This window comes from Streptomyces sp. NPDC093801 (assembly GCF_040701585.1).
Taxonomy (GTDB): domain Bacteria; phylum Actinomycetota; class Actinomycetes; order Streptomycetales; family Streptomycetaceae; genus Streptomyces.
Genome location: NZ_JBFBDP010000045.1, coordinates 55,283 through 65,146, shown reverse-complemented (window position 1 = coordinate 65,146; position 9,864 = coordinate 55,283). Strand labels below are relative to the sequence as shown.

The following is a 9,864-nucleotide window of genomic DNA, read 5'->3' as shown; positions in this document are numbered from 1 at the left end:
CCTAACACCTGCCCCGCCCCCGGCCGTGACGGCCCGCCCGGAGAGTCCCGGGCGGGCCGTCGGCGCTGCCGGACCTTCCGCCCGGCCGCGGCCCCCGCCCCGGGGACGGCGCGCGCGCCGTACGGCGGGCCCGCCGTCCCCCGAAAGGGGTCCGGGGGGCCGTCCCGCGGAGCGCCTGCGCGCCGCGGGCGGTCCCGTCCCGTTGCATGGAGGGCCCGTCCCCCCACCGGAACAGGCGGCTCCATGACCTCCGACCCGTCCGCCCGGCTGTCCCGCCGCAGCCTGGTCCTCGCCGCGCTGACGCTCGGGTCCGCCGGCCTCCTGTCCTCCCCCGCCTCCGCGGCCGGCGCCGCCGCAGGGGGGTCCGGGCGTCGGGACGGCGCCGCCGCGCCCCGGATCACCGACTGCGACGGCTGGGGTGCCCGCGAGGCGTCCGAGGAGGTGGTGGTCCTCGGCACGCGCCCCGAGCGGATCATCGTGCACCACACGGCCACGGCCAACGTGACCGACTACTCGCAGCAGCGGGCCCACGCGCTGGCCCGGGCGATCCAGACGTACCACATGGACATGCAGGGCTGGATCGACACCGGCCAGCACTTCACCGTCAGCCGGGGTGCCTTCGTCCTGGAGGGCCGCCACGACAGCCTGGCCGCACTGGTCGCCGGTGACCGGCTGGTGCGGGGCGCCCACTGCGTGGGGCAGAACAGCGTGGCCATCGGCATCGAGAACGAGGGCACCTACATGACGGAGGAGCCCCCCGCCGCGCAGTTCTCCGCCCTCGCCGACCTGTGCGCCCACGTCTGCCGCCAGTACGGGGTGCCCGCCTCCGAGATCTACGGGCACCGGGACTTCAACAGCACCTCCTGCCCCGGCGACATGCTCTACGCGATGCTGCCGAAGCTGCGCCAGGACGTGGCCCGGCGGCTCGGCGGCGACCAGACCGCGTCCCTGCCGCGACGGCCCCTGCGGCGGCCGCCGCACTGGGCCGCGGACCCGGCGGCCCTCGCCGAGTACCTTCCCGCGGGTCTCCTCGACCCGCTACGGACCCGCTGACGCCCGGACGGGAGCCTGCAGGCCCTCCGGGGCCCGGAGTTGACAACGTTTCAGTTGCGGTACCAAGCCAATCTGGCGAGAAAGCTTCCGGAGCGATGCGACATGTGCAATTTTACATGTCACATGTCAACAGCCGTGTCCTGAACGCGCGGCACCACGGCCCCGGAGGCCCCCACAGATGCATCCCTTCCGGATATCGAAGACCGGCGCGCGCCGGCTTCCCGCACTCGGCGCAGCCGTCTTCATCGCGCTCGGCCTGTTCTCGCCACCGAGCCAGGCCGCCCCCGCCGCCGCCTCCCCGGCCGGCGCCCACGCGCGGGGCGGCCCGGCCCCGGCGCCGCGGTCGATCCCGGTGCCCAGGTCCCCCGACGCGATGAAGAACGGCTCGCGCCTGCGGATCTCCTCGCAGGACAGCACCGAGGAGTCCCGCCCGGCCCCCGCCCCGGCCGTCCGGCCGGCCAAGGCCCCGAAGGACGGCCGGCAGTCCTCGGCCGCCGCGTCCGACGACTGCTCCGACCTCTCCGGCGTGATCAACGCCACGGGCGGCGCGCTGGTCCGGCAGCTCACGGCCCTTCCCCGGATCACCTGCACCTACCCGCTGTTCGGCCTCACCGGCGAGGACGCCCGCAAGACCTTCCGCGAAGCCCAGATGGTGACCGTCGCCAACGCCCTGCGCGACGCCTCCGCCGGCTACGCGGGCGACAACCGGGCCGCCATCGGACAGCTGGTGCTGTTCCTGCGCGCCGGCTACTACGTGCAGGACAACCACGCCGACGTCGTCGGCGACTACGGCACGGCACTGGACGGCGCGGCGCTCGGCGCGCTGGACGCCTTCTTCGCCTCCCCGCACAGCAAGGACGTCACCGACGCCAACGGCGAGATCCTCAACGAGGTCGTCACGCTCATCGACAGCACCCACGCGGCCGGCCGCTACGCCGGCGTCGTCAAGTGGCTGCTCGGCAGCTACGACGGCACCTGGCCCGGCCAGATGGACCTCGCCATGCAGCACGTCGAGTGGGTCGTCGACAACGGCTTCAAGGCCAAGGACGACGGCCGCGGCTGGCGGGCCGCGCTCAAGGCCGACCCCTCCATCCTCGACACCTGGGCCGGCTTCATCACGCGCAACGGCGCCCAGCTCAACCGCCTGGACGTCGTCAGCAACGTCGGCCGGCACCTCGGCCACGCGCTCGACGTACCCGAGCTCAAGGACCGGCTCCGGCCGCTGCTGAAGGACCTGGTCAACCGCTACCCGAACGTCGGCCCCACGGCCCCGATCACCATGAACCTGGGCTGGTACACGCGCCAGTACGACCGGAACAACTGCGCCGCGTACGCCATCTGCGACCTGGGCGCGCGGGTGCTCCCGTCCGTGCTGCCGATCCAGCACACCTGTACCCCGGGCCTGAAGATCCGTGCCCAGGACATGTCCCCCGACCAGCTGGCCGGCACCTGTACCAGCCTGGTCAACCAGGACGCCTACTTCCACCGGATCATCGGTGACAAGGGCGCGATACCCGGCGACCAGAACACCGACCTCGAGGTCGTCGTCTTCGACGACTACACCCAGTACGCGCTGTACGCCTGGGCCATCTACGACATCGACGTCGACAACGGCGGGATGTACGAGGAGGGCAACCCGGCCGCCGCCGGCAACCAGGCCCGCTTCATCGCCCACGAGGCCAGCTGGCTGCGCCCGCAGTTCCAGATCTGGAACCTCAACCACGAGTACACCCACTACCTCGACGGCCGCTACGACATGGCGGGCGACTTCGAGGCCGGCATGACCACGCCGACCATCTGGTGGGTCGAGGGCATCGCCGAGAACATCTCCTACGGCTACCGGGGCGAGCGCAACGCCGACGCCGTCGCCGAGGCCGGCAAGAACACCTACCGGCTCAGCGAGCTGTTCGACACCGTCTACGACCAGAACGCGGACCCCGCGGTCAACTCCACCCGGGTCTACCGCTGGGGCTTCCTCGCGGTCCGCTACATGCTCCAGGCGCACCGCCCCGACGTCGAGACCGTGCTCGCCAAGTACCGCGCCGGCGACTGGAACGGCGCCCGCGCCTTCCTGAAGCAGACCATCGGCACCGGCTACGACGCCGGCTTCGCCGCCTGGCTGACCAGCACCTGCGCGACCGACGGCTGCGGGCCGCTGCCGGACGCCCCGTCCACCCCGCTCTGCACCCTCGCCGACCCCCGCCAGTTCGACGGCAACTGCCGCCGGGACGGCCTCGCGGCCTCCGCGGGCAACTACAGCTACCACTTCGTGTACCTGCCGGCCGGGGTCAAGCGGCTGACCGTCACCAGCAGCGGCGGCACCGGCAACGCCGACCTGTACTACGGCGGCGGCAGCTGGGCCACCACCGGCAGCTACCGGGCGAAGTCCGCCAGCGCCGGCAACGGCGAGAGCCTGACCGTCGACAACCCGCCGTCCGGCTGGGTCTACTTCAGCCTCGCCGCCGCACAGGACTTCAGCGGGGTGAGCGTCTCCACGCACACCGAGTGACCCCGCGCGCCGGGGCCGGCCGGGAGCCGGCACCGCCTCCCGCGGCCCCGGCCGCGTCAGCGGGAACGGGCGCGCCCGGGCGGCGGATCGTCGGCCGGGCACAGCCCGAGCATGTCGAGCAGCATCCTCAGGTCCTCGCTGTCGGCCGCCCGGGCGGCGACGGCCCGGCGGGCCGCGGCACGGTCCGCGGTACCCGTGCGGGCGAGCAGGGACGGCTCCTCGCAGGCGAAGGGATCCTTCATCCCACCGATGCCACCAGCCCTCCGGCGGTTCCGCAGCCGGGGCGCCTCCATCTGGCCCGCACCGGCGCCCGTCCCCCTCCCCCGGCCGGCCCCGCGGCGGCGGGGTCAGGCGGCGGGCGGGGCGGCGGGCGGTCCTACGCGCGGGCCGGGTCGGGCTCGGCCTCGTTGAGCTCGGCGATCAGGGCGTTGCGGCCCACCAACATCTCCGTGAGGATCCGGCGCGCGGCGCGAAGGAGTTCGGCGACGTCGCCGCCGGCGAGGGCGTAGGTGACGGTCGATCCCTCACGGGTGGAGACGACGATGCCCGAGCGGCGCAGGACGCCGAGCTGCTGCGAGAGGTTGGACGCCTCGACGTCGATCTCGGCCAGCAGGTCCCGTACGGGCATCGGGCCGTCCTGGAGGAGCTCCAGTACCCGGATGCGGACCGGGTGGCCGAGCATCCGGAAGAACTCGGCCTTGGCCTGGTACAGCGGGACCTGCATGCGCACGACACTCCTGTTCTTCCTCGAACCGGCTCCGGCTCGGACGGAGACCACCACTTCACCCATCGTCGCGTCCTGTCGGCCCACGCGGAACCGATGTTGACCTGTTTCACATGTTCCGAGTTGAAGACTTCTTCAACTCATGGGCATGCGTGGGCCCGACGGACGCCGCGGTCAGACCTCCAGATCGGATTCGATGCGGCTGAGCTGGTGGCGGGCCATCGCCAGGTTCGACTTGTTGCGGTCCAGGACCAGGTAGAGGAACAGACCGCCGCCGGCGCGGCCGCGCCGGATCCGGATCAGGTGGTACTGGCCGCCGAGGGTGATCAGCAGGTCCTCGATCTCGTCCTGGATGCCGAGCATCTCCATCGTCCGCAGCTTGGCCCGGATGACGTCGGTGTTGCCGGCGGCCGCCACCATCAGGTCCAGGTCCTTGCCGCCGCCGAGCGTGCCCAGGGCCATCCCGCTGGCGTAGTCCACCAGTGCCACTCCCAGGGCCCCTTCGATCGAGGTCATCGCTTCCTTCAGCGACACTTCCACATTCGCCATGGCTGTCCTCCGTCGGTGTCACGTGCCGGGCGCGGCACGGGTCTTGCGTTCTTCCGTACCGGGACGCTACCGATCGCGCCGCCGCGTACGGCGCGATCTCCGGAATTGGCGCGATCCCGCCCCTGTCACGCTGCGTAGGCGGCCGGCTCGCGCAGCTGCGCGGCGGCGGTGCGCCAGGCGTCGGTGACGGCGTCGTGCGCCTGGCGGGTGCGGGCGTCGGCGTCGCCGGTCAGTTCCAGCGGGCGCCCGACGTGGACGTGCAGCCGCGGGCGCCTCAGCGGGGCGGTGACCAGGCCGGCCAGCTGTTTGGCGGCGCTCCCGGAGGTGACCCGCCGCGCCCCGGCCTGGCCCACGGGGACGACGGGCGCGCCGGTGCGCGCGACCAGCCGGGCGAGCCCGCTGCGGAAGGCCAGCGGCGCGGCTTCGGCGGCGTCGCGGCGGGAGGGGATGCCGCCTTCGGCGTACAGGAGCACCGAGCGGCCCGCGGCCAGTGCCGACGCGGCGTGGTCGAGGGCTTCGGCGGCCCGCCGGTGCCCCCGGTGCACGGGGATGTGGCCCTCGCGGACGAGCAGGCGTCCGAGGACCGGGGCGCGCCACAGGCCGGCGGCGGCCATGACGACGGGTTCGACACCGCAGCGGCGCAGGGCGGCGAGGACCACGGCGGGATCGGCGAGGGAGGTGTGGTTGGCGACGATGACGCTGCCGGGCGGGACCCCGACCTCGGGCGCGGTGGTGACGCGGACCCGGCCCAGGACGGGGACCAGGAGCTGGGCGAGACGGCTGAGCATGGCGTTCTTCCCCGTTCGTGACGACGGCTGCGGCGGCTCCCCCAGCCTCGCCGACGCCGTCCCCGGGCCGCCTGAGTCCTCGTACTCACCCCGGCTGGTCGCGCTACCCAGACGTCCCCGCATCCGCCCGGGCCGGACCGCCCGTCCCGCGCGGTGCGGTGCGCGGGACGGGCGGGGCCGCGGTCGCTGACCGGGTCAGGAGACGCGCTTGAGGGTCCAGGCGTTGTTGTTGAAGCCGGAGTTCGGGAAGGCGACGCAGGAGCTCGAGTAGTACGAGCTGGTCTGGACCCAGCCGGCGGGGTAGTAGGCGGAGCCGCAGGCCTGGACGACGGTGCCTATGGGCAGGCCGGTGAGCTGCTTGATCTGCTTGATGTTCGGGGCGAAGTTCTGGCCGCCGCAGGTGTTGCTGTAGCCCCAGCTGACGTCGACGTAGCCCACCGGGGTGGCGGTGCTCGCGCAGGTGGTGGTCACGTCGCCGGGGGCCGCCTGGGCGGGAGCGGCGGTGAGGGCGAACATGGCGGCGGCACCGGCGGCGGCCATGGCGGTGGTGCGCAAACGGGTCATGAGGGGCTCCTTGGCGGCGAAATGGGCCAACGGGAAACGGCAGCACATTCCTACGGCCTCTCCGCGCACCGTGACAGCCGGTTTCCGGCCTGAAAGATCACGCCAGTCCGGCGGTCCGGCCGGCTCAGGCCGTCTCCCCGCCGGCGTCCTGGAGGCCCCGGGCCCTCCTGGCGACGACCGCGGCCGCCCCGGCCGCGCTCGCGGTGAACGCCAGCAGGAGCATCCACCGCTGGTCGAAGGTGTGGCCGGTGGCGTGGTCCAGGGAGTAGCGGCCCGCGCCCGCGAGGCCGATGGCGGCCGCGGTGAAGCCGAGGAACGCCGGGTACTCGAATCCGCCCTCCTGGGCGAAGAACCCGGCCGGGGCGTGGACGGACACCGCGCCCGCCATGGCGCCCGCCGCCGCGGCGCCGGCCGCCGGGGTGGCCAGACCCAGGACCAGCAGGGCCCCGCCGCCCGTCTCGCCGAGTCCCGCGGCCAGGGCGCTGCGCCGGCCGGGGGTGAAGCCCATGTGCTCCATCGCGGCCGCCGTCCGGTCCAGGCCACCGCCGCCGAACCAGCCGAACAGCTTCTGCGTGCCGTGGGCCATGAGCACGGCCCCGGTTCCGGCACGGAGGGCCAGCAGCGCGAGGTCACGTCGGTTGATGCAGGTCATCGAGTCTCCCGGGGACGAGGGGGGTACCGGGAACATCCGTATCCCGTCCGGGCGGCGGCGCCCCGCGCCGCCGCATACGTCCGCCGGACGGGCGAGCCCCCGCCGGCGGAGCGGAGCGGCGGCCGACTCTTCGTGATCATGTCACCGATTGGTGACAGCGTTGTACTGGAACGGCGACGCCGCACGCCCTTCGGCGCCCAACTCCCGCACAGTGGTGGGGTAAGCGCCGAGGAACCGAACAGGATTCGGCCTCGACCACAGACCACCAAGGGGCTCGTCCATGTCGTCCGGCAACCACCGCAAGGCCTTCCTCGTCTCCGCCGCCCTCCTCGGCGGCGCCATGCTGTTGACGGGGTGCCAGGACTCCGACGCGGCCACGGACACCGGCGCCGCGCCGGCCCCCTCCGCCAGCGCTCCGTCCGGCCGGGCCTCCGCGCCGTCCGGCGCGCCCGCGGCCGGCGCCAAGCAGGGCGGGAAGGGAACCGCGGACGGCTCCGGCGCCGACACCGGCAACGGGGTGCGCAAGCCCGTCGGGCAGACCTGCGGCGCCAACGACATCGCCTGGAGCGCCAAGTCCGAGAGCCAGGCCGGCGGATACGTCCTGATCACCGCGAAGGCCAAGCCCGGGATCACCTGCTACCTGCCCGCCGCGCTGCCGACCGTGGCGTTCGGCTCCGACGGCACCCAGGCCGGTCCCGCCGAGCACGCCGCGGCCCAGCAGGTCCAGCTGAGCGGGAGCACCGCCGCCTACGCCGGGGTGAACCCGAAGACCACCAAGGAGAACGGCGGCAAGGAGCTGGAGAGCATCATCGTCGCCGTCGGCGACTCCGACCCCGACCCGGTCTCGCTGCCGGTCGGCACCATCACGGTCGACCACCCGGTCGTCACCAACTGGCACACCTCCCCGAAGGACGCCGTCCCCGTCAAGTGACCGGCCCCGCCCCGTCCGCCGTGCCGGGTGCCGGGGCGTCCGGCGCCCGCAGGGCCGAGCGGTGCCGTGCCCAGGCCGAGCGGATGTGCGCGGCGAGGCGCTCCTCCAGCAGGAGGGTCGCCGCGCAGCCGAAGGCGATGTCGGGCTCCAGGTCGGGCTCGTCGGCGAGCAGTCCGCCGATGACCTCGTGGCGCACGACCTGCTCGTGGACGGCGTCGGCCTCCACGTGCTCGGCGTAGAAGCGCTCGGCCGCCTCCCCCGCGCCGCACCGGCGCACGGCCCGGGCGAGGCGCCGGGAGCCGGGCGAGGAGGTGACCTCCACGCACGCGAAGTGTCCGACCAGGGCTCCCCGCAGGGAGCGGTGGAGGCCCAGCAGGGACATCAGGTTGACGGTGGCGAGCAACGGCGCGGGGGCCCGGTCCAGGTAGTGGCCGTAGGCGGTCTCCAGGCCGAGGTCCTCCATGAGGTCGGCGAAGAGGCGGGCGTGGATGCGGTCGGCGTGGCCGGCGCCGAACTCGTCGTACTCGATGGCGACCATGGCGGCCTTGGCGCGGCCGCGCAGCCGGGGGATCACCCAGGCGTGCGGGTCGGCCTCCTTCAGGTGGTACAGGGAGCGCAGGGCCGCGTACTCGCGCAGCTGCCACGGCTCGCCCTCGGTCTCCAGGTGGCGGCTGAGGCTCCCGGCCGGGTCCACCGGTTCGACGAGGAGGGGGGCGAAGGCCTCCGCCACCGTGTCCGGGGCGTCGTGCGTCGCCGTGCGCAGGGCGCGCAGGAAGCGGTCCTCCAGGGTCGCGCGCAGCCGCAGCAGGTGCGGATCCCATTCGAGGGCGTCGTCCACCCCGGCGAAGCCGCGGTAGTGCAGTTCGTAGAGCAGGTAGAGGGCGAGGTGCAGGTCCTCACCCCACGGATCGGCCCCGGGGGCCGCCCCGGCGTCCACGTCCGGCGTCCGGCCGCCGCGCAGGGCGGCGACGACGGCACGGGACAACGGCCCGCGGCCCTCGACCAGTACGGGGGCGGACGCGGCTCCCGCCGGCGCGTCGCGTCGGGCGCGGGGGTGGGCGGGTGCGGTCATCGCTCGCTCCTGTCTTCGCTGTCTCCCCCGTCTTCGCTGTCCTCCCCGTCTTCGGGCCCTGCGGGTCCACCGGGTTGCGCGGGTGGCGGGGCGGAGCGCTTGCGGGCGCGGTGGCTGGTGTCGCACCAGGGGTGGGTCCGGGTGCGGCGGCATGTGCACACGGCGACCACGAACCGGTCCGACCGGGCGACGGTCCCGTCGTCCAGGACGATCTCGACCGGCCCCTCGACCAGGACCGGGCCGCCCCGCTCCACGGCCACCCGCCGGGGGCGGGGTGCCCGCCCGGCCAGCGCCGGGGTGCGGTCGGGTTCAGGCGTACCGGGCACGGACCACCACCAGCTCCTCCAGCTCGTCGCCTTCCCGCGCCAGGCCGCTCGCGCGCAGCCACGCGCCGCGGGAGCGCAGCACCGGCCCCCACGGGACGCGGGTGCGTTCCGCGATGCGGGCGGTCATCCCCTGCCGGGCCAGGAGGGCGAGGGTCTCCTGCGCCCCGCACATCCCCGAATGGACCATCAGGAGGACGCCTCCGGGGCGCAGCAGGGCGGGGGCGGCCGCACAGATCCGGTCGATCACGGCACGGCCGTCCCGGCCGCCCTCCCAGGCCCGCCGGGCTCCGCCGGCGGGCAGCCGTGCCCGGGGGCCGGGGACGTAGGGCGGGTTGGCCAGCACGAGGTCGAAGCGCCGCCCACGGGTCCGGGCCGCGAAGTCGCCGTGCAGGACGCGCAGCCTCAGGCGCCGGCGCCACCCGTTGAGCCGGGCGGCGAGGACCGCGGGCCAGGCCACGTCGACGGCGGTGACCTCGGCCCCCCGGGCCGCCGCGCGGAGGGCGAGCGCTCCGGTGCCCGTCCCGATCTCGACGACCTGGGCACCGGGCTGCAGGGGCTCGCGGGCGAGGGCGTCGGCGAGCAGCAGGGTGTCGGCCTGGGGGCGGTAGACGCCCGGCAGCGCGATCAGGCGCGGCGCGGGGTCACGGTACGTCAGTGCGGTGCTGGGCACGGGGACCTCCTGGTCGGCCGCCGCCC

The 9,864-nt window shown here is 74.4% G+C and carries 12 protein-coding genes; 3 read left to right on the top strand and 9 right to left on the bottom strand.

What is annotated here, in order from left to right; all coding sequences use genetic code 11:
- Positions 1–243 precede the first annotated feature (243 nt).
- Together AB0469_RS36145 and AB0469_RS36140 are read left to right on the top strand one after the other, a co-directional pair.
- Entirely contained in the window at positions 244–1,053 is an 810-nt protein-coding gene (locus tag AB0469_RS36145) for a peptidoglycan recognition family protein (protein ID WP_366455782.1), read from the top strand.
- Between the two features lie 178 nt (positions 1,054–1,231).
- Positions 1,232–3,562 carry a collagenase gene (locus AB0469_RS36140; RefSeq protein ID WP_366455781.1) on the top strand — a complete coding sequence of 777 codons (2,331 nt, stop codon included), beginning with the start codon at positions 1,232–1,234 and terminating at the stop codon, positions 3,560–3,562.
- A 56-nt stretch (positions 3,563–3,618) separates the two neighbouring features.
- On the opposite strand, the gene AB0469_RS36135 is transcribed toward AB0469_RS36140, so the two are convergent.
- From AB0469_RS36135 to AB0469_RS36110, 6 genes are all read right to left on the bottom strand, one after another.
- Positions 3,619–3,804, bottom strand: a complete 186-nt coding sequence (locus AB0469_RS36135) for a hypothetical protein (protein WP_366455780.1) — start codon at positions 3,802–3,804, stop codon at positions 3,619–3,621.
- 134 nt (positions 3,805–3,938) lie between these two features.
- Positions 3,939–4,286 (bottom strand): metalloregulator ArsR/SmtB family transcription factor, encoded by a 348-nt coding sequence (locus tag AB0469_RS36130; RefSeq protein WP_366455779.1) that lies wholly within the window; start codon positions 4,284–4,286, stop codon positions 3,939–3,941.
- 174 nt (positions 4,287–4,460) lie between these two features.
- Positions 4,461–4,835: a hypothetical protein gene (locus tag AB0469_RS36125; RefSeq protein WP_366455778.1), complete on the bottom strand. Its 375-nt coding sequence runs from the start codon at positions 4,833–4,835 to the stop codon at positions 4,461–4,463.
- A gap of 125 nt (positions 4,836–4,960) precedes the next feature.
- Positions 4,961–5,623 (bottom strand): lysophospholipid acyltransferase family protein, encoded by a 663-nt coding sequence (locus AB0469_RS36120; RefSeq protein WP_366455777.1) that lies wholly within the window; start codon positions 5,621–5,623, stop codon positions 4,961–4,963.
- A 195-nt stretch (positions 5,624–5,818) separates the two neighbouring features.
- Positions 5,819–6,187 carry a hypothetical protein gene (locus AB0469_RS36115; RefSeq protein ID WP_366455776.1) on the bottom strand — a complete coding sequence of 123 codons (369 nt, stop codon included), beginning with the start codon at positions 6,185–6,187 and terminating at the stop codon, positions 5,819–5,821.
- Positions 6,188–6,311: 124 nt separating this feature from the next.
- A complete protein-coding gene (locus tag AB0469_RS36110) occupies positions 6,312–6,839 on the bottom strand; it encodes a DoxX family protein (RefSeq protein ID WP_366455774.1) in 528 nt (175 codons plus the stop codon).
- 280 nt (positions 6,840–7,119) lie between these two features.
- Here AB0469_RS36110 and AB0469_RS36105 point away from each other — a divergent pair, with 280 nt between their 5' ends.
- Positions 7,120–7,770, top strand: coding sequence for a DUF4232 domain-containing protein (locus tag AB0469_RS36105; RefSeq protein ID WP_366455773.1), 651 nt, complete (start codon positions 7,120–7,122; stop codon positions 7,768–7,770).
- On the opposite strand, the gene AB0469_RS36100 is transcribed toward AB0469_RS36105, so the two are convergent.
- From AB0469_RS36100 to AB0469_RS36090, 3 genes are read right to left on the bottom strand one after another with little or no spacing between them, the layout of a single operon-like run.
- The gene (locus AB0469_RS36100; protein ID WP_366455772.1) at positions 7,763–8,842 is read right to left on the bottom strand and encodes an iron-containing redox enzyme family protein; all 1,080 of its coding nucleotides are present in this window, start codon (positions 8,840–8,842) and stop codon (positions 7,763–7,765) included. The two genes, AB0469_RS36105 and AB0469_RS36100, sit on opposite strands and share 8 nt — an antisense overlap.
- Positions 8,839–9,168: a CDGSH iron-sulfur domain-containing protein gene (locus AB0469_RS36095; RefSeq protein ID WP_366455771.1), complete on the bottom strand. Its 330-nt coding sequence runs from the start codon at positions 9,166–9,168 to the stop codon at positions 8,839–8,841. The genes AB0469_RS36100 and AB0469_RS36095 overlap by 4 nt, the downstream gene beginning before the upstream one ends.
- Positions 9,152–9,838: a HemK2/MTQ2 family protein methyltransferase gene (locus AB0469_RS36090; protein WP_366455770.1), complete on the bottom strand. Its 687-nt coding sequence runs from the start codon at positions 9,836–9,838 to the stop codon at positions 9,152–9,154. Before AB0469_RS36090 ends, AB0469_RS36095 begins: the two co-directional genes overlap by 17 nt.
- Positions 9,839–9,864 lie beyond the last annotated feature (26 nt).

What these genes read in the sequence shown, in the direction of transcription:
- AB0469_RS36145 (WP_366455782.1), top strand. Translation starts at nt 244, where the DNA reads ATGACCTCCGACCCGTCCGCCCGGCTGTCCCGCCGCAGCCTGGTCCTC.
- AB0469_RS36140 (WP_366455781.1), top strand. Translation starts at nt 1,232, where the DNA reads ATGCATCCCTTCCGGATATCGAAGACCGGCGCGCGCCGGCTTCCCGCA.
- AB0469_RS36135 (WP_366455780.1), bottom strand. Translation starts at nt 3,804, where the DNA reads ATGAAGGATCCCTTCGCCTGCGAGGAGCCGTCCCTGCTCGCCCGCACG.
- AB0469_RS36130 (WP_366455779.1), bottom strand. Translation starts at nt 4,286, where the DNA reads ATGCAGGTCCCGCTGTACCAGGCCAAGGCCGAGTTCTTCCGGATGCTC.
- AB0469_RS36125 (WP_366455778.1), bottom strand. Translation starts at nt 4,835, where the DNA reads ATGGCGAATGTGGAAGTGTCGCTGAAGGAAGCGATGACCTCGATCGAA.
- AB0469_RS36120 (WP_366455777.1), bottom strand. Translation starts at nt 5,623, where the DNA reads ATGCTCAGCCGTCTCGCCCAGCTCCTGGTCCCCGTCCTGGGCCGGGTC.
- AB0469_RS36115 (WP_366455776.1), bottom strand. Translation starts at nt 6,187, where the DNA reads ATGACCCGTTTGCGCACCACCGCCATGGCCGCCGCCGGTGCCGCCGCC.
- AB0469_RS36110 (WP_366455774.1), bottom strand. Translation starts at nt 6,839, where the DNA reads ATGACCTGCATCAACCGACGTGACCTCGCGCTGCTGGCCCTCCGTGCC.
- AB0469_RS36105 (WP_366455773.1), top strand. Translation starts at nt 7,120, where the DNA reads ATGTCGTCCGGCAACCACCGCAAGGCCTTCCTCGTCTCCGCCGCCCTC.
- AB0469_RS36100 (WP_366455772.1), bottom strand. Translation starts at nt 8,842, where the DNA reads ATGACCGCACCCGCCCACCCCCGCGCCCGACGCGACGCGCCGGCGGGA.